The 24395-nt window shown below is 58.5% G+C and carries 26 protein-coding genes; 5 read left to right on the forward strand and 21 right to left on the reverse strand.

The window, feature by feature from the left end; genetic code table 11:
- Positions 1 to 298: 298 nt before the first annotated feature.
- Genes G5154_RS20655 through G5154_RS20680 form a run of 6 tightly spaced genes read right to left on the reverse strand, consistent with a single transcriptional unit; the run spans position 299 to position 5126 of the window.
- On the reverse strand, positions 299 to 1477 hold the full coding sequence (locus G5154_RS20655; RefSeq protein ID WP_421251604.1) for a hypothetical protein: 1179 nt from the start codon (positions 1475 to 1477) through the stop codon (positions 299 to 301).
- A 2-nt stretch (positions 1478 to 1479) separates the two neighbouring features.
- Positions 1480 to 2142 carry a TonB family protein gene (locus G5154_RS20660; protein ID WP_421251605.1) on the reverse strand — a complete coding sequence of 221 codons (663 nt, stop codon included), beginning with the start codon at positions 2140 to 2142 and terminating at the stop codon, positions 1480 to 1482.
- The gene (locus G5154_RS20665; RefSeq protein ID WP_005339369.1) at positions 2139 to 2540 is read right to left on the reverse strand and encodes an ExbD/TolR family protein; all 402 of its coding nucleotides are present in this window, start codon (positions 2538 to 2540) and stop codon (positions 2139 to 2141) included. The genes G5154_RS20660 and G5154_RS20665 overlap by 4 nt, the downstream gene beginning before the upstream one ends.
- Entirely contained in the window at positions 2537 to 3067 is a 531-nt protein-coding gene (locus G5154_RS20670) for a MotA/TolQ/ExbB proton channel family protein (protein ID WP_005342370.1), read from the reverse strand. Before G5154_RS20670 ends, G5154_RS20665 begins: the two co-directional genes overlap by 4 nt.
- Positions 3064 to 4368 (reverse strand): MotA/TolQ/ExbB proton channel family protein, encoded by a 1305-nt coding sequence (locus G5154_RS20675; protein ID WP_421251606.1) that lies wholly within the window; start codon positions 4366 to 4368, stop codon positions 3064 to 3066. Before G5154_RS20675 ends, G5154_RS20670 begins: the two co-directional genes overlap by 4 nt.
- Positions 4365 to 5126, reverse strand: a complete 762-nt coding sequence (locus tag G5154_RS20680; RefSeq protein WP_005357258.1) for a DUF3450 domain-containing protein — start codon at positions 5124 to 5126, stop codon at positions 4365 to 4367. Before G5154_RS20680 ends, G5154_RS20675 begins: the two co-directional genes overlap by 4 nt.
- A 208-nt stretch (positions 5127 to 5334) precedes the next feature.
- Between G5154_RS20680 and G5154_RS20685 the strand changes: the two genes are divergently transcribed.
- Complete coding sequence (locus tag G5154_RS20685) at positions 5335 to 6111, forward strand: helix-turn-helix transcriptional regulator (protein ID WP_005342366.1); 777 nt, start codon at positions 5335 to 5337, stop codon at positions 6109 to 6111.
- Between the two features lie 59 nt (positions 6112 to 6170).
- Here the strand turns inward: G5154_RS20685 and glmS are convergent, their stop codons facing one another.
- Complete coding sequence (gene glmS / locus G5154_RS20690) at positions 6171 to 8003, reverse strand: glutamine--fructose-6-phosphate transaminase (isomerizing) (protein WP_005355853.1); 1833 nt, start codon at positions 8001 to 8003, stop codon at positions 6171 to 6173.
- A gap of 56 nt (positions 8004 to 8059) precedes the next feature.
- On the reverse strand, positions 8060 to 8833 hold the full coding sequence (locus G5154_RS20695) for a DeoR/GlpR family DNA-binding transcription regulator (protein WP_005355851.1): 774 nt from the start codon (positions 8831 to 8833) through the stop codon (positions 8060 to 8062).
- 122 nt (positions 8834 to 8955) lie between these two features.
- Between G5154_RS20695 and blrA the strand changes: the two genes are divergently transcribed.
- The 4 genes from blrA to creD all read left to right on the forward strand — a co-directional run bounded on the left by blrA (position 8956) and on the right by creD (position 13423).
- The gene (blrA, locus tag G5154_RS20700) at positions 8956 to 9630 is read left to right on the forward strand and encodes a beta-lactam response regulator transcription factor BlrA (RefSeq protein ID WP_013724228.1); all 675 of its coding nucleotides are present in this window, start codon (positions 8956 to 8958) and stop codon (positions 9628 to 9630) included.
- Positions 9627 to 11048, forward strand: coding sequence for a beta-lactam sensor histidine kinase BlrB (gene blrB, locus G5154_RS20705; RefSeq protein WP_421244742.1), 1422 nt, complete (start codon positions 9627 to 9629; stop codon positions 11046 to 11048). Before blrA ends, blrB begins: the two co-directional genes overlap by 4 nt.
- An 83-nt stretch (positions 11049 to 11131) precedes the next feature.
- Positions 11132 to 11926: an OXA-12 family class D beta-lactamase gene (blaOXA, locus tag G5154_RS20710; RefSeq protein ID WP_421244743.1), complete on the forward strand. Its 795-nt coding sequence runs from the start codon at positions 11132 to 11134 to the stop codon at positions 11924 to 11926.
- Between the two features lie 120 nt (positions 11927 to 12046).
- Positions 12047 to 13423 (forward strand): cell envelope integrity protein CreD, encoded by a 1377-nt coding sequence (gene creD, locus G5154_RS20715; RefSeq protein WP_421251607.1) that lies wholly within the window; start codon positions 12047 to 12049, stop codon positions 13421 to 13423.
- Between the two features lie 51 nt (positions 13424 to 13474).
- On the opposite strand, the gene glmU is transcribed toward creD, so the two are convergent.
- The 13 genes from glmU to rsmG all read right to left on the reverse strand — a co-directional run bounded on the left by glmU (position 13475) and on the right by rsmG (position 24392).
- Positions 13475 to 14836: a bifunctional UDP-N-acetylglucosamine diphosphorylase/glucosamine-1-phosphate N-acetyltransferase GlmU gene (gene glmU, locus G5154_RS20720; RefSeq protein WP_421251608.1), complete on the reverse strand. Its 1362-nt coding sequence runs from the start codon at positions 14834 to 14836 to the stop codon at positions 13475 to 13477.
- Between the two features lie 94 nt (positions 14837 to 14930).
- Positions 14931 to 15359: a F0F1 ATP synthase subunit epsilon gene (locus tag G5154_RS20725; protein ID WP_005342354.1), complete on the reverse strand. Its 429-nt coding sequence runs from the start codon at positions 15357 to 15359 to the stop codon at positions 14931 to 14933.
- A gap of 18 nt (positions 15360 to 15377) precedes the next feature.
- Positions 15378 to 16766, reverse strand: coding sequence for a F0F1 ATP synthase subunit beta (atpD, locus tag G5154_RS20730; RefSeq protein WP_026455856.1), 1389 nt, complete (start codon positions 16764 to 16766; stop codon positions 15378 to 15380).
- A gap of 33 nt (positions 16767 to 16799) precedes the next feature.
- Positions 16800 to 17666 (reverse strand): F0F1 ATP synthase subunit gamma, encoded by an 867-nt coding sequence (atpG, locus tag G5154_RS20735; protein WP_041210471.1) that lies wholly within the window; start codon positions 17664 to 17666, stop codon positions 16800 to 16802.
- A gap of 42 nt (positions 17667 to 17708) precedes the next feature.
- On the reverse strand, positions 17709 to 19250 hold the full coding sequence (gene atpA, locus G5154_RS20740) for a F0F1 ATP synthase subunit alpha (RefSeq protein ID WP_216952485.1): 1542 nt from the start codon (positions 19248 to 19250) through the stop codon (positions 17709 to 17711).
- A gap of 15 nt (positions 19251 to 19265) precedes the next feature.
- Complete coding sequence (gene atpH / locus G5154_RS20745; RefSeq protein ID WP_204480539.1) at positions 19266 to 19799, reverse strand: F0F1 ATP synthase subunit delta; 534 nt, start codon at positions 19797 to 19799, stop codon at positions 19266 to 19268.
- Between the two features lie 13 nt (positions 19800 to 19812).
- Positions 19813 to 20283 carry a F0F1 ATP synthase subunit B gene (gene atpF, locus G5154_RS20750; RefSeq protein ID WP_421251609.1) on the reverse strand — a complete coding sequence of 157 codons (471 nt, stop codon included), beginning with the start codon at positions 20281 to 20283 and terminating at the stop codon, positions 19813 to 19815.
- A gap of 54 nt (positions 20284 to 20337) precedes the next feature.
- Positions 20338 to 20580: a F0F1 ATP synthase subunit C gene (gene atpE, locus G5154_RS20755; RefSeq protein ID WP_005307205.1), complete on the reverse strand. Its 243-nt coding sequence runs from the start codon at positions 20578 to 20580 to the stop codon at positions 20338 to 20340.
- 58 nt (positions 20581 to 20638) lie between these two features.
- Complete coding sequence (gene atpB, locus G5154_RS20760) at positions 20639 to 21421, reverse strand: F0F1 ATP synthase subunit A (RefSeq protein WP_005339335.1); 783 nt, start codon at positions 21419 to 21421, stop codon at positions 20639 to 20641.
- 8 nt (positions 21422 to 21429) lie between these two features.
- Positions 21430 to 21840 carry an ATP synthase subunit I gene (locus tag G5154_RS20765; RefSeq protein WP_019445506.1) on the reverse strand — a complete coding sequence of 137 codons (411 nt, stop codon included), beginning with the start codon at positions 21838 to 21840 and terminating at the stop codon, positions 21430 to 21432.
- 190 nt (positions 21841 to 22030) lie between these two features.
- The gene (locus G5154_RS20770) at positions 22031 to 22939 is read right to left on the reverse strand and encodes a ParB/RepB/Spo0J family partition protein (protein WP_005342343.1); all 909 of its coding nucleotides are present in this window, start codon (positions 22937 to 22939) and stop codon (positions 22031 to 22033) included.
- Positions 22936 to 23739 carry a ParA family protein gene (locus tag G5154_RS20775; protein WP_216952494.1) on the reverse strand — a complete coding sequence of 268 codons (804 nt, stop codon included), beginning with the start codon at positions 23737 to 23739 and terminating at the stop codon, positions 22936 to 22938. Before G5154_RS20775 ends, G5154_RS20770 begins: the two co-directional genes overlap by 4 nt.
- A 26-nt stretch (positions 23740 to 23765) precedes the next feature.
- Positions 23766 to 24392: a 16S rRNA (guanine(527)-N(7))-methyltransferase RsmG gene (gene rsmG, locus G5154_RS20780; protein ID WP_216952496.1), complete on the reverse strand. Its 627-nt coding sequence runs from the start codon at positions 24390 to 24392 to the stop codon at positions 23766 to 23768.
- Positions 24393 to 24395 lie beyond the last annotated feature (3 nt).

Below are 24395 nucleotides of genomic sequence, written 5' to 3' on the forward strand. Positions count from 1 at the left end.
TCGATGCTGTGAGTGCCCACACAGATTGCTTGATTCAAATTGTTAAAGAGCGTGACGCTTGTCGCGTTGAGGAGGCGGATATTACGCTTCTCACTTCGAAAGTCAAGCGATTGTTTTCGCTTTTCTTTCGGCGCCCACTTCGCTAGGAAGCTGGCTCATCAGTTCGGCGTGTTCCGCCGTGCTGGTAGGGGCGCATTATAGGGAGCCGCGCCGGGATGACAAGGGCTTTTTGCAAAAATGCGCTCGTTTGCTGAAAAAGCGAACTGAACGCCCCAAAACAACCCCTTGGCATCTCTTTTTACGCCGCTTTTTTGCTCAACTCTTCGCTTTGTGCCCGGATATAGTTGACCCAGCTGGTTGCCTTCTGCTGCCAGTTATCCTGTTGCTGCAGCTCACGGGCCAGTTCCAGCGCCTGGGCATACTGCTCCTTATTAAGGTGTGCCTGCACCAGCAACGCTTTGGCGCGATTGCCTTGCTCGCCCTTCACCGACTTGATGGCGGCAAGCTGGGTCATGGCAGCATCAGTCTTGCCCTGTTGCAGCAGCAGTTCGGCGGCGCGCATGGCGGCTTTGGGCTGACCGTGCTGGTTGGCGAGCTGCTGCCAGCTATCGACCGCTTGTGACCACTCCCGGGCACCTTCCCACAATTGGGCCAGCAGTTGGCGATTTTCAGCACTTTGCTTCATCTGTCCCTTGGCCATGGCCGCTTCCAGCAGACGGGCACCACGATAAGGCAACCCTTGCCAGGCATAGAGGCGGATCAGCTGGTTGCGGGCTGACGCGTCATCCATCAGTTTTCTGTCGATGGCAGTCTGCAGCAGCGCCAACGCCTGATCCCCACGTTTGGCGGAGAGGTTGAGCGATACCGCCTGTTGCCACCACTTACTCTCTGTCGGCTCATGACGGATCAGCTCGGCCGCCTGATCGGCCGCCACGCCATAACGTTGCTGGGCGGTGAGGGCGGAGAGACGAATGATGGCGGCCTGTTTCTGCCAACCCTTCTTCAACAACTGTTCGCTCTGGCTGGCGGCGTCACCGTACTGTTTGTTGTGGTAATAGAGGCCAGCCAGACGCAGGCGCAGTGCATCGTCTTGCTTGAGCGCCAGTGCCGCCTTGTAGCTGGCGATGGCACCAGACCAGTTGGATTGCTGGGCCTGAATATCGCCGCGCAGTCGCAGCAGCTGAAGCTGTTGTTGCTCGGGCCACTCTTTATAGGAAAGGGCCTGTTCGACGTAGCGGCTCGCTTGGGCGGTCTGTTGCAGATTGGCCGCCAGCGAGGCTTGCAGCTGCGCCAGCCAGGCACGCTCGGCATCGCTATTTGGCTTGAGGCCGGATGCCTTGCTCTGGGCTTGTTGCCACTGGCCAGACTGATAGAGCTTCATCACGGGTTCAAGCTGACGGGAGAAGTGAGGGCTGACCTCCATCGCCAGACAGGCTTGGCCAACCAGGGCCAGCAGACAGATCCAGATCCGCAACATAGTTATGACTCCAGTTTGAATTTGAGCGTGATGACTTGCACCAGCTTGTCGGTGGCACCCGGTCTCGGCTGATAGCGCCACTTATTGATCGCCTGAATGGCCGCCCGCTCGAACTGACGCTTGGGTTTGGCCTCGACCACTTCCACATCCTGCACGCCACCTTCGGCATTCACGCTAAAGCGCAGGGTGACGAAACCTTCGATCCCTGACTGTTGGGCACGATAGGGGTAGACCGGCTCGATCCGTTGCAGCGGCATCAGCATGTCACCTGCGCCGATACCCGCTCCCTGCTGCTGGCCGTGGTAGTTGCCACTCAATACCGGTGCGGTACTGGTCGCCACACCGGGGGCATATACCTGCACCGCGCTGAGGCTGGAGACCAGATCCAGACTCGGCTCAACAGCCGCCAAAGGGGCTGCAGCGGGCATCGGCAGCGGTGTCGAGGCCAATGCCGCAGGAGGCTCTGGCAGAGGTTCAGGCTCCTGCGGTACCGGACGCTCGCGCACCAGCACTTCGGTCACCTCGTTCTGCATATTGATGACGATGGGCTTCTGTTCGCTCGCCACCTTCTCGCCCCGGGGCGGTTCAACCAGCGTGGCCATGAACAGCAGGATACCCAGACTGAGTGCAACCCCCAGCCCTAGGCTCATCAGCTTGTATTTCATTTCGGCGCCACCGCCACGGCGATATTGGCGATACCCGCCGCCTTGGCCTCATCCATCACCCGCACCACCTTGCCGTGGGGCACCCGCTCGTCGGCCTGGATCACCAGACTGGCATCGGGTTGCTCCGCCAGCAGACGGGCGATGGTGGCCTGTACCCGCTCCACATCGATCTGCTTGCGGTCGAGGAAGATCTGACCCTGAGCCCCGATCGCCAGCATGATGCTGGAGGATTTCTGCGCCTTGGCCTGACTGGCCTGGGGTCTGTGCACCTCGAGCCCGGCTTCGCGCACAAAGGAGGTGGTGACAATAAAGAAGATCAGCATGATAAACACGATATCCAGCATGGGGGTCATGTCGATCTGCACTTCGTCACGCTGGCGTTTGGATTGCCGTCTCATTGCATTACCTTCTCTTCTCGCAGGCCGTCCCGGGTTTTGGCCAGCGCACGCTTGGCCTGACTCTCGAGCCGACTGAGTAACAACACGCCGGAGAGCGCCACCACCATGCCTGCCATGGTGGGGATGGTGGCGCGGGAGATCCCGCCCGCCATGCTCTCCGGGTTAAAGCGGTTGGCCGCAGCCAACGCATCGAATACGCCGATCATGCCGGTCACAGTGCCCAGCAACCCCAGCATGGGGCAGAGCACCACCAGGGTGCGGATGAAGATCAGATGACGGTTCAGTTCCAGCTCTGCCTGCGCCAGCCAGCGGCTGCGGATCGCCCGGGCGTACCAGCTGTGGCGCTCGCTGCGGGCTTGCCAGCGGCCGAGCAGCTGTTGCTGCAGCGGGCCGAAACCCAGATTGAGGTAGAGCAGCCGCTCGATCATCAAAATCCACATCAGCACCAGCAGGGCCAGAATGACCCAGAGCACCGGGCCGCCACGGCCCATGAAACTCTGCAGCTGTTGCCAGATGTCGAGCATCATGCTGCTCGCTCCATCCCGCCGTTATTGCTCTCGGCGCGCTCGGCCAGAATGCCGGCTACCTGCTGCTCCAGCACATTGGAAAGCTCGGTGAAGCGCGATTGCAGCAGGCTGTGGGCCAGGATCAGCGGAATGGCCGCAACCAGACCCTGTACCGTGGTAACCAGCGCCATGGAGATGCCGCCCGCCATGATCTTGGGATCGCCGGTGCCAAACTGGGTGATGGCCTGGAAGGTGCCGATCATCCCGGTTACGGTACCGAGCAGACCCAGCATGGGGGCGATGGCCGCGATCACCTTGACCATGCCGATGCCGCGCTCCATGCGAGGAGTCTCCTGCAGGATCGCCTCATCAAGACGCAGCTCGAGGGTCTCCATGCTCAGCTCGGGGTGTTTGTCCGCCACCGTCAGCACCCGGCCGAGGGCGTTGTCGGCGTGATACTCGCCGCTCTTGAGCTGGCGGCGCACCCGACCCAGTTCGCGGGAGAGGCTCCACAGCCGTACCGCCGCAATTCCCAAACCGATGGCTGCCAGCAGCACGATAATGGCGCCGACCTGACCACCTTGCTGTACCTGCTGCCAGAAGGTGGGCGCCTGTGCCAGCATCGCCAGCAGAGTGCCATGAGAAGGATCCAGCGGCAGCGCTTCCCCTTCCTGACCCTGATAAGCCGCAACGGCAGAGAGCACACTACCGGGCAGACCCAGTACCGGGCTCAAGCCTTCGGCGGTTGGTTGCAGGAAGCCTGCGCTCCCCAGCAGGGCAAAGCTGCCAACCCGGGTCAATGGCTGCTCGCTGGCAGCCCCCTGGGCATCAAGCACCTTGCCGTTGAACCGGGCAATCCGGCCAGATTCACGGATCTCTTGCAGCAGCGTGGCGGGTAGCAGGGCGAGGGCGGCGCGATCCGGCACCTGTTTATCCTGTGCCATGGCTTTCAACGGGGCGAGACGCTCCGGGTACTGCCCCTCGACGGCGGATTCGCTCAGCAGCTTGACCGCATCGCTGGCACCCTGACGGGTGACCGCGAAGATCTCGTTCATGTCGCCGGAGGCTTGCTCCCACTGGGCGTTAAGCTCGACCAGCTGCTTCTCGTTGCTGGCAAACTGGCTGGCCAGCTCCTTGCTCAGGCGCTGGGCCTCGGCCAATTTGGCGCGGGCAGTGCCGAGCTCCTTGGCAACGGTCGCCAGATCTTTCTGAGCCTGCTGTTCGCGAGCCTGTTCCTGCTGCTGCCACTCATCGGCGACAGCGGCGTTGGCACCGCAGGAGAGGGCAATAAGGAGGGGGAACCACTTCATGGTGACTCTCATGATTGGGCCTCCTGACTACGGCTGACAGAGAGGGGGACATTGAGCAACTGGGGAACTTTCTTGTCGGCGGCCACATCCATCGCCTCGGCGATAGGGGAGAGCCACTGGCTGTCGAGGGCTTGCCACTGCTTCGCCTCGGCAGACCAGCGCCATGCCTGACTGCGATCGGCAGTCATCGCCAGCAGGGAAACCCGACCCAGCGCCAGCACATCAACCCGACGCGGTGCACCATCCAGCTCCAGCTCGGCGGAATAGCTGTCCATCCTGCTGCCGTACTCGGCTTCGATCTGATAGGCCTGCAGCAGCTGACGGAATTTCTCTGCCTCGCTCACGTCCGCACGGGCCAGGGTCGCTTTCAACTGTTCAACCCGCGCTAAACGATCTTCCTTGCGCAGCGGGATGTCGTTTTGCACCAGCTGTTCCAGATCTGCCTGCATCTGCAGCATCAGCGGGATCAAGCCCTGACGGGTCTCTTGCACCGCTTCCAACTGCTGGCTCAATTTACCCAGCTCATTTTGCTGATCGGCCACCAGAGATTGCATGTAGCGGTTGTAGGCTTCGAGGTCACGCAGTTGCAGCTGGGCATTTTGCAGCTCCAGTCGTGCGGCAACGGCGGCATCGGCGGCTTTTTCCACCCGCTGCTGGGAGGCTTTCCCGGCAGCGATGCTGTTCTTGAGAGCGGGAGCAACCAGCTCATCCCCAATGGCAGCAAAGTGGACTGACAGTGGCAGCAGGGCCACACCCCATAATTTGTTCATTGAAATACATCTTACTAATGATAACTATTATCATTATCTCAAATACAGGGCGGACTGGCAACGAGAGGATTTTCTTGGCCTTTATGCACAAAAACAGGATAATTTTTAAACACGCACGGAATAAGTGGCTCCAATAGCCACCGACAAATATAAATAACGAGAAAAATCTTTTCGATCAGTGTGATAGAGATCGAAAAAGGAGAAAGTCATGCTCAACGATGCGATCTGGGAACATATCGACAAGTTCACCAAGGCAACAAAAACCAGCGATATCCAGCAACAGCTGGAGCGCTTCAGTCATCAAATGGGCTTTGATTACTTCCGGCTGCTGATTATTTTCCCCATCACCATGCAAAAATCCCATGTGGCGCTGTTTAACAACTGTCCGACCAGCTGGTTTGACGCCTATAGCGAAAACCAGTATCTGACCCAGGATCCGGTGGTCTATCTGGGGCTGAAACAGACCCAGCCCATCTTCTGGAACAAACTCGACTGCGACTCGCCCTGGCTACCCAGCGCCAGTCGGGAGGTGATGAACCTGGCGGCCGATTTCGGTGTACGCAATGGAGTCTCATTTCCGCTGCACACCCCGCAGGGGGAGCACGGTATCCTCTCATTCATCACCAAGGACAAATCCAACTCAGACCTGATGTTTGAAAACGTGCCGCTGCTGTCGTTCTGCGCAAGCTACATCTTCAACTCTGCGCTGCAACTGATCAAAAGCAGACCGGATATGATGAAATACCTGACCGAACTGTCGGATCGGGAGAAGGAGTGCCTGTTCTGGGCAAGCGAGGGCAAGACCTCCTGGGAGATCGCTACCATACTCGGCATCAGTGAGCGGACAGTCAACTTTCACCTGACCCAGGTGACCAACAAGACCGACTCGAAGAACCGCAGTCAGGCCATCGCCAAAGGGATCACCAGCGGCATCATTGTGCCCTCCCTCGACGAGGTCACCATCACCAACCTGCGGCTGTCGTAACCCCTCAGCCGAAACAAAAAGAGCCGCAATTGCGGCTCTTTTTCATTTGAGAGAGTGACTTACTCGACCGTCACCGATTTTGCCAGGTTGCGCGGCTGGTCGACGTCAGTGCCCTTGATCAGGGCAACGTGATAGGAGAGCAGCTGCAGCGGCACGGTATAGACGATGGGGGCGATCACCTCTTCCACATGGTTGAGGTTCATGACCCGCATGGTCTCGTCGCTCTTGAAGCCGGTATCGGCATCGGCGAACACATAGAGGATACCGCCACGTGCACGAACCTCTTCCACGTTGGACTTGAGCTTCTCCAGCAGATCGTTGTTCGGCGCCACCACAATGATGGGCATCTCGGCATCGATCAGCGCCAGCGGGCCGTGCTTCAGCTCGCCAGCGGCATAGGCTTCGGCGTGGATGTAGGAGATCTCTTTGAGCTTGAGCGCCCCCTCCATGGCGATGGGGTACTGGCTGCCGCGGCCGAGGAACAGGCTGTGCTGCTTGTCGGCAAATTCTTCGGCCAGGGTTTCGATATCCTTGGCCAGCGCCAGACTCTCTTTAATACGCAGCGGCAGGGCTTGCAGCGCCTTGACCAGTTCAGCCTCGGCGGCCGCGCTAAGGTGGCCACGGCAGTGACCGACCGAGGCCACCAGCATCAGCAGGCCAGCCAACTGGGTGGTGAACGCCTTGGTGGAGGCCACACCAATCTCTGCCCCCGCGCGGGTCATAAAGGCCAGATCCGATTCACGCACCAGCGAGGAGCCCGGCACGTTGCAGATAGCCAGCGAGCTCATGTAGCCGGATTCCTTGGCCAGACGCAGCGCCGCCAGGGTATCGGCGGTCTCGCCACTCTGGGAGAGGGTCACCAGCAGGCTGTTGGGACGCACTACCGATTTGCGATAGCGGAACTCGGAGGCAATCTCCACATCGCAGGAGACGCCGGCGATCTCTTCGAACCAGTAGCGAGCCACCATGCCGGAGTGATAGGAGGTGCCGCAGGCAACGATCTGCACGTGCTCGACCTTGTCAAAGATGGCGCGCGCGCCGTTGCCGAACGATTCGACCACCACGTGATCGCTGCCCAGACGCCCTTCCAGGGTGTTGGTGATCGCTTTGGGTTGCTCGTGGATCTCTTTGAGCATGTAGTGACGGTATTCACCCTTGTCACCGGCATCGTGGGAGAGTTCGGACTCCTGCTCTTCACGCACCACGGCGTTGCCGTTGGTATCGAAGATATGCACGTCACGGCGGGTCACTTCGGCCACATCACCCTCTTCCAGGAAGATGAAGCGACGGGTCACCGGCAGCAGCGCCATCTGGTCGGAGGCGATAAAGTTCTCGCCGATACCACGGCCGATCACCAGCGGTGAACCGGAGCGGGCCACCACCACGCGGCTGTCGTCGCGGCTGTCCATCACCACGGTACCGTAGGCACCGCGCAGCTGCTTCACCGCAGTTTGCATGGCGGCCAGCAGGCTGCCGGCGCTCTTCAGCTCGTGATGGACCAGATGGGCAATCACCTCGGTATCGGTGTCGGAGCTGAACACATAGCCTAGCGCCTTCAACTCTTCCCGCAGCTCTTCGTGGTTCTCGATGATGCCGTTGTGCACCACCACGATATGCTCGGAGACGTGGGGGTGGGCGTTGCGCTCGGAGGGCTCGCCGTGAGTGGCCCAGCGGGTATGGGCGATGCCGGTACCACCGTGGACGGACTGCTCGTCGAGCGCCTTGGCCAGCTCGGCCACCTTGCCCAGACGGCGAACCCGCTGCAACGGCTGGTTGGCGCTGAACACGGCCACACCGGCTGAGTCATAACCGCGGTACTCCAGACGGCGCAGGCCCTCTACCAGAATTTCAGCCACATCACGTTGGGCGACAGCCCCGACGATGCCACACATACACTTCTCCTTGAGATGCAAATCGTAAAGTCAGTTGGATGGTTCAGAGCTCGATGTCAGCAAGTGACCGGGGCGCAGATAAGCGTCACCCCCTGGGCTTGAATCTGTTCTCTGGCCTCGCTGGCCAGCCCCTCGTCGGTCACCAGGGTATGGATGCTCGACCAGGGAAGTTCGAGATTGGGGATCTTGCGGCCGATCTTTTCCGATTCGACCATCACAATGACCTCCCGCGACACCTCGGCCATCACCCGTGACAGGCCCACCAGCTCGTTGAAGGTGGTGGTGCCACGCTCCGGGTCGATGCCGTCGGCACCGATAAAGAGCTGGTCGAAGTCGTAGGAGCGCAGCACCTGTTCCGCCACCTGCCCCTGGAAGGATTCGGAGTGAGGGTCCCAAGTGCCACCGGTCATTAACAGGGTAGGCTCATTTTCCAGCTCGCGCAGGGCACCGGCCACATTGAGGGAGTTGGTCATCACGATGAGGCCGCGCTTGTTGCCCAGCATGGGGATCATGGCGCTGGTGGTGCTGCCGCTGTCGATGATGACGCGGTTGTGATCACGCAGCCGCTCGGCCGCCGCACGGGCAATGGCTAACTTTCGGTTCGAAACTTGTTCAGGGTTGACCTCGACCACCATCTCGCTCGGCAAGGGAACTGCACCACCGTAACGGCGCAGCAGCAGACCGCCGGTCTCCAGTACCGCCAGATCTTTACGGATGGTCACTTCGGAGGTAGAAAAGTGTTTGGCGAGGGCGTCAACGCTCACTTCACCCTGCTCTTGTACCAGGGTCACTATGGTGTGTCGGCGTTGTTGAGTATTACGTTTGGTCATTTTTAAGTTTCGATTCGAAAGAGCATCGAAATATTAGCCCCTTTTTCGGAAAAATAAAACAGCAAATAGGATCCGATTTGGTTCGATGCCAGAATGGGGTGCCAATTTGCGACGAGGATGCCATGCAAAAGAGAGTCATCTGGCTGGTGGAGGATGAGGCCAGCATCGCCGACACCCTGATTTACGCCCTGCAGACCGACGGGTTCGAGGTAGAGTGGTTCATGCTGGGCCAACAGTTGCTGACACGACTGGAACAGACGCGACCCGACTTCCTGATCCTCGATGTGGGGCTGCCCGACATCAGCGGCTTCGAACTCTGCAAGCAGGTGAGGGCGCTGACCGATATTCCCCTGATGTTCCTCACCGCCCGCAGCGAGGAGATAGACCGGCTGATCGGGCTGGAGATCGGTGCCGACGACTATGTGGCCAAACCCTTCTCGCCACGGGAAGTGTGTGCCCGGGTGCGGGTCATCCTGCGCCGCAGCCAGCCCGTCGCCCCCCAGCCCAGCGCCCTGCTGGTACTGGATGAGGAGCGGGCCCGCATTCACTTTCGCGGCCAGCCGCTGGCCCTCACTCGCTACGAATATCTGCTGCTCAAGACCCTGATGCTGGCGCCGGGGCGGGTCTACTCCCGCCAGCAGCTGATGGATCTGGTGTGGCAGGATGCCGAAGAGAGTCTGGATCGCACCGTCGATACCCATATCAAGACCATCCGCGCCAAGCTGCGCGAGCATGATCCCGAGGCCAACCTGATCCTCACCCACCGCGGACTGGGCTATAGCCTGGAGCTGGCATGAGACTAGGACTGCAACTGCTGTGCGGCCTGCTGCTGATCTTCGCGCTGGCCGCCTGGTTCGTGCTGGAGATCTTCGTCGAGGAGATCAAACCCGGAGTGCGCAGCGCCACCGAGGATACCTTGGTCGACATGACCCAGCTGCTGGCGCCGCTCGCCCTCGATGATCTGCAAGAGGGCAATATGATGAACGGGCGGCTGGCCAGCGCCTTCGCCCGTCTCAACCAGAATCCCATCAATGCGATGATCGACGGCCACCTCAAACAGCAGGCGGAGTACCGCATCTATGTGACAGATCGGCAGGGGATGGTGATTTACGACTCCGACGGCACGGATCTGGGCAAGGATTATTCCCGCTGGAACGATGTCTACCGCACCCTGCGCGGTCAGTATGGCGCCCGCAGCACCCGCACCGATCCCGACGATGCCGCCAGCTCGACCATGTATGTGGCGGCACCGCTGCGGGAAGGCACAGAGATCATCGGCTCCCTCACCGTCGCCAAACCCAATCGCACCCTGATGCCCGCCATCGAGCGGGGTGAACGGGAACTGCTGCAAGCCGCTGGCCAGATGCTGTTCATCTCGCTATTGATCGGCAGTCTGCTGGTTTGGTGGCTCAACCGCGCCATAGGCAAACTGGTGCACTACGCCGAATCGGTCAGCAAGGGGGAGGCGGCACCGCTGCCGCAACTGCACACCGTCGAGCTGGATCGGCTCGGCCACGCCCTTGAAACCATGCGCCACCAGCTCGATGGCAAGAGCTATATCGAGGGCTATGTCCACAGCCTGACCCACGAGCTGAAGAGCCCGCTGGCGGCTATTCGCGGGGCAGGGGAGATCCTGGCCGAAACGCCGCCCCCCGAGGTGGCCAGGCGCTTTATCGGCAACATCAATCAGGAGAGTGCCCGCATGCAGCAGCTGATCGAACGGATGCTGCAACTGGCACGGCTGGAGTCGGGGCAGGGGCTGGATCGGCAAGCGGTAGAGCCAGCCGGGCTCGGCAAGCGGGCGCTCGATGCCCGCCAGATTATCGCCCAGCGCCGGCAGGTAGCGCTGGTTGCCGAGCTGGCCAGCGCGCCGAAACAGAAGTGGGACCCGCTGTTGGTGGAGCAGGCCATCGGCAACCTGCTGGATAACGCCATCGACTTCTCTCCTGCCTACGGGCTGGTCACCCTGAGCGGCAGCCAGCAGGAGGAGGGCTACTGTTTTCGGGTCACCGACAGCGGCCCCGGCATTCCCGACTATGCCCTGCCACGGATCTTCGAGCGCTTCTACTCCCTGCCGCGCCCCGACAAGGGCAAGAGCAGCGGTCTCGGGCTCAGTTTCGCCCATGAGGTGGCCCACCAGCATGGCGGTCGTCTGACCCTGAGCAACCAGCCGGAGGGAGGCGCGCTGGCGGAACTCTGGCTGCCGTTCACCTAGTCACCGCCCTGCAACTTCACACTCCCCACACAAAGCGGCTTTAGACTGCCGCTTTCTCTCATCCATTTGCTCAAGGAAATGCTATGTCCCGCCTGCTTCTCTCCAGCCTACTGGCTGCCGGTCTGCTCGCAGCCCTGCCTGCCTCCGCCGCCAGCGGCTGCTTTCTCTATGCTGACGGCAACGGCCAGACCCTCTCCAGCGAAGGGGACTGCTCCAGCCAGCTGCCGCCCGCGTCCACCTTCAAGATCCCGTTGGCGCTGATGGGTTACGACAGTGGCTATCTGGTGGATGAAGAGCATCCGGCACTGCCTTACAAGCCGAGCTATGACGGCTGGCTACCCGCCTGGCGCGAAACCACTACCCCGCGCCGCTGGGAAACCTACTCGGTGGTCTGGTTCTCCCAGCAGATCACCGAATGGCTGGGGATGGAGCGCTTCCAGCAATACGTCGACCGCTTCGACTACGGCAACCGGGATCTCTCCGGCAATCCGGGCAAACATGACGGTCTGACCCAGGCCTGGCTCAGCGCCAGCCTCGCCATCAGTCCGGAGGAGCAGGCCCGCTTCCTCGGCAAGATGCTGAGCGGCAAGCTGCCGGTCTCGGCGCAGACTCTGCAGTACACCGCCAATATCCTCAAGGTGAGCGAGATCGACGGCTGGCAGATCCACGGCAAGACCGGCATGGGCTACCCGAAGAAGCTGGATGGCAGCCTCAACCGCGATCAGCAGATCGGCTGGTTCGTCGGCTGGGCCAGCAAACTGGGCAAACAGCTGATCTTCGTCCATACCGTGGTGCAAAAACCCGGCAAGCAGTTCGCCTCCCTCAAGGCGAAAGAGGAGGTGCTGGCCGCATTGCCCGGGAAGCTGAAGACCCTGTAATTCCTTCAGAAACCGGCGCAATGCCGGTTTTTTTCTCCCCCTTCACCACCACTTCACACAAGCCCATCAACACTTCACGTCCGGCCGGCAGACTCGCTCCATACAACAAGGAGACGTGTCATGGTCAAACAGATATTTACCCACAAGATCTTTCTGCTGCTGTTGCTCAGCCTGCTGTTGATGGTGCCGGTGCAATCCATCATAGAACTGAACCGGGAGCGTCAGGCTTACCGCAGTCAGGCTATTCACAGCATCATGGCCAGCAGCAGCGGCCCGCAACGGCTGATGGGGCCTATACTGGTGCAGCCCTATACCCGCTCGGTGATGGTCGAACAGGAGGGCAAGCGATTCGTCCGTCAGGAGCAGATCTACCGCTACCTGCTTCCGGAGCAACTGGATATCAAGGCTAACATGGAGGTCACCCCGCGCAAGCTGGGCATTTATCAGGCGCAGGTCTATCAGACCCGCCTCACCCTCTCGGGCCGCCTGCCCACCCGACAGAGTCTGCTGAATGACGCGACCTCACCGCTTGATGAAACGGCCGAGCTGGTGGCGGGCAAACCCTACCTGAGTCTGGTGCTCTCCGATGCCCGCGGCATCAACAGCGTCCCCGAATTACTACTCGGCACCCAGCGGATTCCGTTTGCCCCCGGCGCCCGCCTCGGTGACATGCTGGCAGGTATCCATGCCCCGCTCGACAGCCTGCCGCAACAGGATGGCACCTTCCATCTGGAGCTCAATCTGCAGGGGATGAATACCCTCGACATAGTGCCGCTGGGCAAGGAGAGCACTCTGCTGCTGGCAGGCAACTGGCCCCATCCCAACTTTATCGGCGACTTTCTGCCGGGCAATCGCACCCTGAGCCCACAAGGGTTTGAGGCCAACTGGCAAACCAGCTGGTTCGCCAGCGACATGGAGACCCGCTTCAACCGGATGATGAACGGGGGCGATAGCCATCTCTCCACCTTCAGCGTCAGTCTGGTGCAACCGGTGGATCACTATCAGCTCAACGAGCGGGCGGCCAAATATGCCCTGCTGTTTATCGGCCTCACCTTTATCAGCTTCTTTATGTTCGAGCTGCTCAAGGGGCTGCGGGTTCACCCGATCCAGTACGCGCTGGTAGGCATGGGGCTGGCCATCTTCTATCTGGTGCTACTGGCCCTGACCGAACACCTCGGCTTTGGCTGGGCCTATCTGGTGGCCGCGCTGGCCAGCGTGCTGCTCAACGGCTTCTACCTCAGCCATGTGCTGGGCGGCCCGAAGCAGGGGATCGGCTTTGCTGCGCTGCTCGGGCTGGTCTATGCCATTCTCTACAGCCTGCTGCAGGCCGAAGAGATCGCTCTGCTGCTCGGCGCCCTGCTGCTGTTCGCCACCCTGGCGCTGATCATGCTGCTGACCCGCAAGCTCGACTGGTATCAGGTGATGGATTACAGCACACCCGCCACCACATGGGCGGCCCCCCAGCCATCGACCAGTGACCTCAGCCATAAGTCATAAGCCAAAAAAACCGGCGCCATCAGGCGCCGGTTCTATTTTATTGATCGGGCATCACTTCTTCTTGACCGGGCGAGCCCAGTTCTTGATGTGGCGCTGGGGCACCCGAGTGATCACCAGCTCGTTCTCGGCCACATCCTTGGTGATGGTAGAACCCGCCCCCAGAGTCGCCCCCTTACCGATGCGCACTGGCGCCACCAGCTGGGTATCGGAACCGACGAACACATCATCCTCGATGATGGTCTGGAATTTGTTGACCCCGTCGTAGTTGCAGGTGATGGTACCGGCACCGATATTCACCCCAGCTCCGATCTCGGCATCACCCAGATAGGTCAAATGACCGCACTTGGAACCGACACCAAGACGGGCCTTCTTCATCTCGACGAAATTGCCGACGTGAGCATCCTGCTCCAGAACCGCGCCAGGACGCAGACGGGCAAACGGGCCGACCGAACACTGATCCGCCACCTGAGCCCCTTCGACGATGGAGTAGGGCTTCACTTCGGTGTGATCGCCAATGACGCAATTCTTCAGCACGGCACCGGCACCGATACGGACGTGGTTACCGAGGGTTACCTTGCCTTCGATGATGACGTTGACGTCGATCACCACCTCTTCACCGATCTCGAGGGTTCCGCGCAGATCGAAGCGGGCCGGGTCGATCAGGGTGGCACCGGCGATCATCAGCTTCTCGGCCTGCATCTGCTGGTAGCTGCGCTCAAGTTGAGCCAATTGAACTCGATTATTAGCCCCTTCCACTTCAGCGGCACGCTCCGGATGAACGGCGGCAATCGGGCAATTATCGCCGTGAGCCATGGCGATCACGTCGGTCAGGTAGAATTCGCCCTGGGCATTCTTGTTGTCCAGACGGGATAGCCAGCTGCGCAGCTGACCGCCGTTGGCCACCAGCACGCCGGTGTTCACCTCACGAATGGCCAGCTGTTCGGCATTGGCATCCTTCTGCTCGACGATGCCGACTACCTGACCATTTTCACGGACGATACGGCCATAGCCGGTAGGGTTGTCCAGTACCACGGTCAGCAGTGCCATACCGTTTTCAGCCTTGGCAACCAGCAGTCGCTGCAGGGTCTCTGGCTGGATCAGCGGGGTATCGCCGTAGAGCACCAGCACGTCGTCTTCATCCTTCCAAAACGGGATGGCTTGGGCGACGGCGTGACCAGTCCCCAGCTGTTGCGCCTGCAGCACCCAGTTCACATCGGCCGCCACGATCCGCTCTTTCAGCAGTTCGGCACCGTGGCCATAGACCAGATGCAGCTGCTCGGCACCAACCTGACGGGCAGTATCGATCACATGGGAAACCATGGGTTTGTTGGCTACCGGGTGGAGTACCTTGGGCAGGGAAGAACGCATGCGGGTACCTTTACCCGCCGCCAGGATCACGACGTTGAGGGACATAAATTGACCTTTGGAACATGAGGAAATACTCGGCGGAGTCTATCCAACGGGTAAAAAAAAAGCGACCCGAAGGTCGCTTTTTACATCACCGTTATTAGCGGTAATTCTTTTTGACGATATCGATGACTCGCAGTTGAGCCATCGCCTTGGCCAGCTCGGTGGCGGCCTGGGCGTAGTCGATATCACCATGGGAGCTGTGGATCCGCTCTTCGGCTGCGCGCTTGGCTTCTTGGGCTTTCGCCTCATCCAAGTCGTCAGCACGAATCGCGGTGTCCGCCAGCACGGTCACGGATTCAGGCTGTACTTCCAGCATACCGCCGGAGATGTACAGCACCTCTTCAGTTCCGTTCTGCTTCACCAAGCGGACCAGGCCCGGCTTGATGGCAGTCAGCAACGGAGCATGACCGTGGCGGAGACCCAACTCACCTTCGGAGCCTGATACCTGAGCAGTTTGCACGCGACCGGAAAACAGTTTTCCTTCGGCGCTCACCACGTCCAGGTGAAAGGAGATCATCTCTGCCATGGGCCCTCCTGTCGAGGCTTACAGTTTCTTGGATTTCTCGACGACTTCGTCGATACCGCCAACCATGTAGAACGCCTGCTCGGGCAGATCGTCATACTCGCCTTTCAGGATGCCCTGGAAACCACGAATGGTCTCTTTCAGCGGCACGTATTTACCCGGAGAACCGGTAAACACTTCTGCTACGAAGAACGGCTGGGACAAGAAACGCTCGATCTTACGGGCACGGGCTACGGTCAGTTTGTCTTCTTCTGACAGTTCATCCATACCCAGGATGGCGATGATGTCCTTCAGCTCTTTGTAGCGCTGCAGTACGGTTTGAACGCCACGAGCAGTCTCGTAGTGCTCTTTGCCAACAACCAGCGGATCCAGCTGACGAGAGGTAGAGTCCAGCGGGTCAACGGCCGGGTAGATACCCAGTGCCGCGATTTGACGGGACAGTACGACGGTCGCATCCAGGTGGGCGAAGGTGGTCGCCGGAGACGGGTCAGTCAAGTCATCCGCAGGCACGTAAACGGCCTGTACGGAGGTGATGGAACCGGTCTTGGTGGAGGTGATACGTTCTTGCAGAACACCCATCTCCTCGGCCAGAGTCGGCTGGTAACCTACTGCGGAAGGCATACGGCCCAGCAGTGCGGATACTTCGGTACCGGCCAGGGTGTAACGATAGATGTTGTCCACGAAGAACAGCACGTCACGACCTTCGTCACGGAACTTCTCGGCCATGGTCAGGCCGGTCAGCGCAACGCGCAGACGGTTTCCGGGCGGCTCGTTCATCTGACCGTAAACCAGAGATACTTTGTCCAGTACGTTGGACTCCATCATCTCGTGGTAGAAGTCGTTACCCTCACGGGTACGCTCACCTACACCGGCGAATACAGAGTAACCACTGTGCTCGATCGCGATGTTACGGATCAGCTCCATCATGTTTACGGTTTTGCCTACACCGGCACCACCGAACAGACCAACTTTACCCCCCTTGGCGAACGGGCATACCAAGTCGATAACCTTGATGCCGGTCTCCAGCAGCTCGGTGCTGTTGGACTGATCTTCGTAGCTGGGGGCTTCACGGTGGATTGACCAGCTCTCTTCTTCACCGATCGGGCCTTTCTCGTCGATTGGCTCGCCTAGTACGTTCATGATCCGACCCAGTGTCGCAGTACCGACCGGAACCTGGATGGATTTACCGCTATTCATTACTTCCAACCCACGACGCAGACCGTCGGAGGAACCCATGGTGATGCAACGAACGACGCCGCCACCGATCTGTTGCTGAACTTCCAGCACCAGACCCTGGCCTTGACCTTCGCTAACGACCTTCAGTGCATCGTACACCTGGGGCACGGCATTCTGCGGGAACTCGATGTCCACTACAGCGCCGATGATTTGGACGATGAAACCGTTACTCATGTCAAATCCTCTAAACCTTTGATAACCCTTGCCTTACACCGCAGCAGCACCGGATACGATCTCTGTCAGCTCCTGGGTAATACTGGCCTGACGGGCCTTGTTGTATACCAGTTGCAGATCGTTAATCAGGTTACCGGCGTTGTCAGTCGCGGCTTGCATGGCAACCATTCGGGCTGCCTGTTCACTGGCCAAGTTTTCCACTACACCCTGGTAGACCTGAGATTCGACATAGCGAACCAGCAGGGTATCCAGCAGCTTCTTGGGATCCGGCTCATAGAGGTAATCCCAGTGGTGTTTCTTGGCGAGCTTGCTGTCTTCAGTTACGGGCAAAGGCAGCAGTTGATCGACCCGTGGTTGCTGCACCATGGTGTTGACGAACTTGTTGTACACCAGATACAGCTTGTCAATCTCACCGTTGTCGTAAGCCTTCAGCATGACCTTGACTGAACCAATCAGGTCATTGACGCTCGGGTTATCGCCCAGTCCTGCGACATGAGCTTTCACCTTGGCGCCGTGCCGTTCAAAGAAGTTGGAGGCTTTGTTGCCGATCAGAGCCAGGTCAACCTTGGCACCTTTCGCGCTCCATTGCTTCATATCATTGAGGGCAGCCTTGAACAGGTTGATGTTCAGACCACCACACAGGCCACGGTCGGTGGAGACGACGATGTAACCCACTCGCTTGACCTCACGTTCGATGAGGTAGGGGTGTTTGTATTCCAGGTTCCCCTGAGCGATATGGCCGATCACCTTGCGCATGGTTTCAGCGTACGGACGGCTGGCAGACATGCGATCCTGCGCACGGCGCATCTTGCTTGCTGCCACCATTTCCATAGCGCTGGTGATCTTTTGAGTGTTTTTAACACTCCCGATCTTGTTACGTATCTCTTTTGCGCCGGCCATCTCTTCTCTCCATCAGGTGGCAGCTTGCGCTGCCACACTCGCTTACCAGGTCTGGGTTGCCTTGAAGTCATCCAGCAACGCAGTCAGCTTGCCAACGATCGCGTCGTTGTAGTCAGCCTTGGCATTGATTTCAGCCATCAGCTCAGCATGCTGGGTATCGGCGAAAGAGAGCAGAGCGGCTTCGAAGTCGAGGATCTTGCTCAACTCGACATCAGAGAGATAGCCTTTTTCCGCGGCGAACAGCACCAGAGACTGGTGAGCCACGCTCATCGGAGAGTACTGCTTCTGTTTCATCAGCTCGGTCACTTTCTGACCGTGGTCCAGCTGCTTGCGAGTTGCATCGTCCAGGTCGGAAGAGAACTGGGCAAAGGCAGCAAGTTCGCGATACTGGGCCAGCGCGGTACGGATACCACCGGACAGCTTCTTGACGATCTTGGTCTGGGCGGCACCACCCACACGGGATACGGAGATACCCGGATCAACCGCAGGACGAATACCGGCGTTGAAAGACTGGGAAGTCAGGAAGATCTGACCATCGGTGATGGAGATCACGTTGGTCGGAACGAACGCGGATACGTCGCCCGCCTGGGTTTCGATGATCGGCAGCGCGGTCAGAGAACCGGTTTTGCCCTTCACTTCACCCTTGGTGAACTTCTCTACGTACTCGTCGTTGACGCGAGCTGCACGCTCCAGCAGACGGGAGTGCAGATAGAATACGTCGCCCGGGAATGCTTCACGTCCTGGCGGACGGCGCAGCAGCAGGGAGATCTGACGATATGCAACGGCCTGCTTGGACAGGTCATCATAAATGATCAGGGCATCTTCACCGCGGTCACGGAAGTACTCACCCATGGAGCAACCTGAATACGGAGCCAGGTATTGCAGGGCAGCTGCTTCGGAAGCAGAGGCAACCACTACTATGGTGTTGGCCAGAGCACCGTGCTCTTCCAGCTTGCGCACCACGTTGGCGATGGTGGAGGCCTTCTGGCCAATCGCAACGTAGACACACTTAATGCCGGAATCTTTCTGGTTGATGATGGTGTCGATCGCAATGGCAGTTTTACCTACCTGGCGGTCACCGATGATCAGCTCACGCTGGCCACGACCGATAGGGATCATGGAGTCGATGGCTTTCAGACCGGTCTGGACAGGCTGGTCAACAGACTTACGCTCGATAACGCCCGGGGCAATCACTTCTACCGGAGAGAAGCCATCGTGCTCGACCGGACCTTTACCGTCGATAGGCTGACCCAGGGTGTTGACCACCCGGCCCAGCAGACCACGACCGACCGGCACTTCCAGAATGCGGCCAGTACCTTTTACTTTCATCCCTTCGGCCAGATCGGCATAGGGACCCATCACTACGGCACCAACGGAGTCACGCTCCAGGTTCAATGCCAGAGCGTAGCGGTTGCCCGGCAGCTCGATCATCTCACCCTGCATGGCATCGGCCAGGCCGTGGATACGAATGATACCGTCACTCACGGAGACGATGGTACCTTCGTTACGCGCTTCGCTCTTTACATCAAACTGCGCAATGCGCTGCTTGATCAGCTCGGCGATTTCAGTGGAATTCAGTTGCATGCTCTAATACCCCAATCAAGATTGCAGCGCGTCAGCCATGCGATCCAGCTTGCCGCGGACAGTTCCGTCGATAACCAGATCACCGGCCTTGATGAGCACCCCGGCCATCAAGGACGCGTCGATGCTGCAATTCAGCTTCACTTTGCGCGCGAGACGTTGTTCCAGAGAAGCCTGAATATTGGCTTTCTGCTGGTCGGTCAGTGCAATCGCCGAAATCACGTCAGCCTGAACTTCTTTGTCCAGTTCAGACTTGAACACCACAAATTCGGCAACGACCGCCGGCAGCACACCCAAGCGACCATTCTCTGCCATTACCCGGATCAGGTTCTGGCCATGCTCGTCGAGTTGCTCCCCGCAGATGCTGACAAACAGTTTTGCCAGCTCGTCGGCAGCCACAGAGCCGTTAACCAGGGAGTGGATGGTCTCGTTCTTCACTACTTCCGCAGCGAAGCTGAGCATCCCCAGCCACTGATCAACCGCCTTGTGCTCAACGGCAAACTCGAAAGCAGCCTTGGCGTAGGGGCGAGCGATTGTAGTCAGTTCAGACATAGCCCCGTTCCCGTTACAGTTCAGCTACCAGTTTGTCGACGATGTCGCTGTTGGCAGCCTGGTCGATTTGGCGCGCCAGGATCTTCTCTGCACCCGCAATGGCAAGAGCAGCAACCTGCTTGCGCAGTTCCTCTTTGGCACGATGACGTTCAGCTTCAATCTCGGCACGGCCTTGAGCCAGGATTTTTTCCCGCTCAGCCTGAGCACCGACAGTTGCCTCATCAATGATCTGGGCCTTGCGTTTGTTGGCCTGTTCAATGATTTCAGCAGCCTGCAGCTTGGCTTCTTTCAGCTGATCGACGGCGTTGGCCTTGGCCAAATCCAGATCTTTCTTGGCTCGTTCGGCAGAAGAGAGACCGTCAGCAATAGCTTTCTGACGGGCTTCGATGGCAGCAATCAGCGGCGGCCATACGTACTTCATGCAAAACACTACGAAGAAGAAAAAAGCAATTGCTTGGCCGAGGAGGGTGGCATTGATATTCACAGCCGATGTCCTCTTAAGTTAGTTAATGGGTTATGTCTGGAGAGTCGTAACGACTTAGCCAGCAACCGCAAACATCACGTACAGACCCAGACCAACGGCGATCATCGGGATCGCATCCACCAGACCCATTACGATGAAGAACTGGGTACGCAGAACAGGGATCAGATCCGGTTGACGAGCAGCACCTTCCAGGAACTTGCCACCCAGGATACCGATACCGATGGAAGCGCCGATAGCAGCCAGACCCATCATCATTGCAGCAGCGATGTACAGCAGGTCCATGTTCAAGTTTTCCATGAGGATCTCCAGTTATTTAGATGTAATTGATTGTATAAAAAGGATTATTTGAGTTGCATCAACCATGGTCTTCCTGCGCCATCGACAGATAGACGATGGTCAGAACCATGAAAATGAATGCCTGCAAAGTGATGATCAGGATGTGGAAAATTGCCCAAGGCACGGACAGGATCCACTGTGACCACCAGGGTAACAAACCAGCAATCAGGATAAAGATCAGTTCGCCAGCATACATGTTGCCGAACAGTCGAAGACCCAGAGAAACAGGTTTGGAAATCAGCGTAACAGTTTCCAGGATGAGGTTAACCGGGATGGCCGCCGGGTGATTGAAAGGCTGAAGCGTCAGCTCCTTCACAAACCCGCCGATACCCTTGACCTTGATGCTGTAATACAGGATCAAGAAGAACACGCCCAAAGCCATGGACATGGTGATGTTAACGTCAGCAGAGGGAACCACACGCAGATAGGGAATACCCATCAATTGTGCAGCGTGAGGGATAAAGTCAACGGGGATCAGATCCATGAAGTTCATCAGGAAGATCCACACAAACACCGTCAGCCCCAAAGGTGCGATGACCTTGTTGCGACCGTGAAAGATGTCTTTGACGTTACCATTCACAAACTCGACCAGCATCTCCACAAAGCACTGCAGCTTACCCGGCACCCCGCTGGTAGCGTTAACGGCTACTTTGCGGAACAGCAGGATAAACAGGGCGCCTAGCACGACGGAAAATACCATTGAGTCGATATTGACCGTCCAGAACCCGGACCCGACTTGAAGGTGGGTCAGGTGGTGGGAGATATATCCCTGAGGAGTCAGGACTTCTCCGGTTGCAGACATGAGTTTTCCTAATAGTGGTTGTTAAGCGTGAATGAAACCATCCACTGTACAACGAGGGCGAGGATATAAGTGGCGAAAAACGAGACGGTAACGACCTCGACTCCCGCACCAAACATCAGGGCGAATAGACCTGTTGTAGAAATGAGCTTAATCCCTGCCCCACCATAAAAGTCCCGCAAAACCAGGCCCACACTCTCGGTTGTCACCTTGCGGCGCAGCACCCAGACAGTAAACAAGGCTTGAGGAACCCAGTACATCCCCCCTCCGTAGAGAGCGGAATAACCGGCGCTGGCACCAGTCAGGTAAAACCAGACGGCACTCATCGCCAGGATCAGGATGAGCTGACAAACGAGCATAACCAAGGCCAGTGTCAAACCTTCCAAGGCTATTTTCTGCTTCACCAACCTACCCCTGAACATTACAGAACTGTAAAAAATCGGGATCCGAAGACCCCATGTTAACAGCTCTTAAAGCCGGTCAAATTATACCCTTGAGGGCAGCTATTGCAATATGACAAAAATCCTTAATTTTTGCGGCTTTCCGCGGCAAATCAGGGTTATGGTCATATCAAAAGGAATGGATGTTTTATTACTACAAAAAGCGTAAAAATCACGATTCCGACACGCCAAAATAGCCCAATATACGGTCCAAATCGGACAAATTCTCGTAACTTATTACTAACTTCCCGCTATCCCGCTTGCCAGGCTGAAGTTGCACCTGATTGCCAATTTTTTCTGCCAGTTGGCGCTCCAGGTAGCCGATCTGCGGATCACGGGCCGGTTCGACCCTGGCTTTTGCCGGTTCGAGCGCTTTTTGCACCAGCTTCTCGGTATCGCGTACGGTCAGCCCTTTCTGGGCAACCAGCTTGGCCAGTTCAGACTGGGCCTGGCCGCTCAGAGCCAGCAGGGCACGGGCATGGCCCATGTCGAGGTCGCCATGCTCGACGAAACGCTTCACGTCGTCGTTGAGCTGGTTGAGACGCAACAGGTTGGTCACAGTGGTGCGGGACTTGCCCACCGCCTCGGCCACCTGCTGGTGGGTGAGTTCGAATTCGGTCAGCAGTCTTTGTAAAGCGACCGCCTCTTCGATGGCATTAAGGTCTTCCCGCTGAATATTCTCAATCAGCGCGATGGCGACGGCAGCCTCGTCGGGCACATCCTTGACGATACAGGGCACCACCTCAAGCCGCGCCAGCTGGGACGCGCGCCAGCGCCGCTCACCGGCGATGATTTCGAAGGATTGTTCGCCGAGAGGGCGTACCACGATGGGCTGGATCACCCCCTGGGCGCGGATGGAGTTGGCAAGCTCTTCCAGTGCATCCTGGGACATGTCCTTGCGGGGCTGGTACTTGCCGGACTGCAACCACTCCACCGGCAGCTTGCGCAGCTCGCCCTGATTGGTGGGGGCCATGGCCTCTTCAGTACGTTGATCGCTCATCACCTGTTTCTGGCGGGCAGCCGTGCTGGTACTGAGCAGGGCATCCAGCCCCTTGCCCAGTCCACGTTTTTTCGGAGTCATATGCTCTCTCGGTCTGCGATGGTCGCCTGACGTTCCTGCTCCTGGCGGCGCAGGATCTCGCCAGCCAGTGCCAGGTAGGCCTTGGCGCCCACCGATGATTTGTCATAGTGCATGGCCGGGGCACCGAAACTCGGGGCCTCAGCCAGTCTAACATTGCGGGGAATGATGGTGCGGTAGACCTTGTCGCCAAAGTGCTGTTTTAGCTGATCGGACACATCATTGGCCAGCCGGTTGCGGTGATCGTACATGGTACGCAGCACACCTTCGATCTTGAGATCGGGATTGACCACGGCGGCCAGCTTGCTGATGGTGTCGACCAGGGCGGTGAGCCCTTCCAGCGCATAGTATTCGCACTGCATGGGCACCAGCACGGAGTCGGCGGCGGCCATGGCGTTCACGGTCAGCATGTTGAGGGAAGGTGGGCAGTCGATGAAGACGTAGTCGTACTTGTCCCGCACCGAGGCCAGCGCATTGCGCAGACGGATCTCGCGGGCGAAAAACTCCATCAGGCGGATTTCGGCTGCGGTCACGTCGGCGTTGGCGGCGATCAGGTGATAACCACCGGAAGTTTCGGGTATGATCACCTCGCTGATGGGAGCATCTTCGATCAGCAGCTCATAGGCGGTGCGCTCGACTTCGTACTTGTCGACTCCGCTGCCCATGGTGGCATTGCCCTGCGGATCCAGATCGATCACCAGCACCTTGCGCCGGGTGGCGGCCATGGAGGCGGCCAGGTTCACACAGGTGGTGGTTTTACCCACTCCACCCTTCTGGTTGGCTATGGCAATGACTTTTCCCACACTATCCCCTAAATGAAACTGCGACCCTATTCGGGCTGGATATGTTTGAATTCCAGCAGATGACGTTCGCCTTCCAGCTCCGGCACCCGCAGCTCATGACAGGCTACCAGACGGATATTGGCAGGCAACTGGGCCAGCTCCTCTGCGGGATATTGTCCCTTGAGCGCGAGGAAGCTGCCCTGTTCTGACGGCAGGTGGTGACACCAGCTCAGCATGTCCTCTAGCGAAGCGAACGCTCTGCTGAGTACACCATCAAACCCGACTTCGGGTTGATACTCTTCCACCCGGGATTTGATCGGCGTCACATTGGTCAACCCCAGCTCCAGAATGACCTGGCGGATGAAGTTGATCCGTTTGCCCAGACTGTCTAGCAGAACGAACTGCTTGTCCGGATTGATGATCGCCAGCGGCAATCCCGGCAGGCCGGGACCGGTCCCCACGTCGATGAAGCGCTCACCGTGCAAGTGGGGGCTTACCACCAGGCTATCGAGGATATGCTTGACCAGCATGGCGTCCGGATCTCGCACCGAGGTGAGATTGTAAGCCTTGTTCCACTTGTGCAGCAACTCGACCAACTGCACCAGTTGGCTCTTTTGGGTATCGGTGATAACAATTTCGGCCTGCTTGAGCAGGCCGTTCAATCTTTCCAACATGGG

The organism is Aeromonas sp. 600527, from assembly GCF_049175415.1.
GTDB classification, from domain to species: Bacteria; Pseudomonadota; Gammaproteobacteria; order Enterobacterales; family Aeromonadaceae; genus Aeromonas; species Aeromonas veronii_A.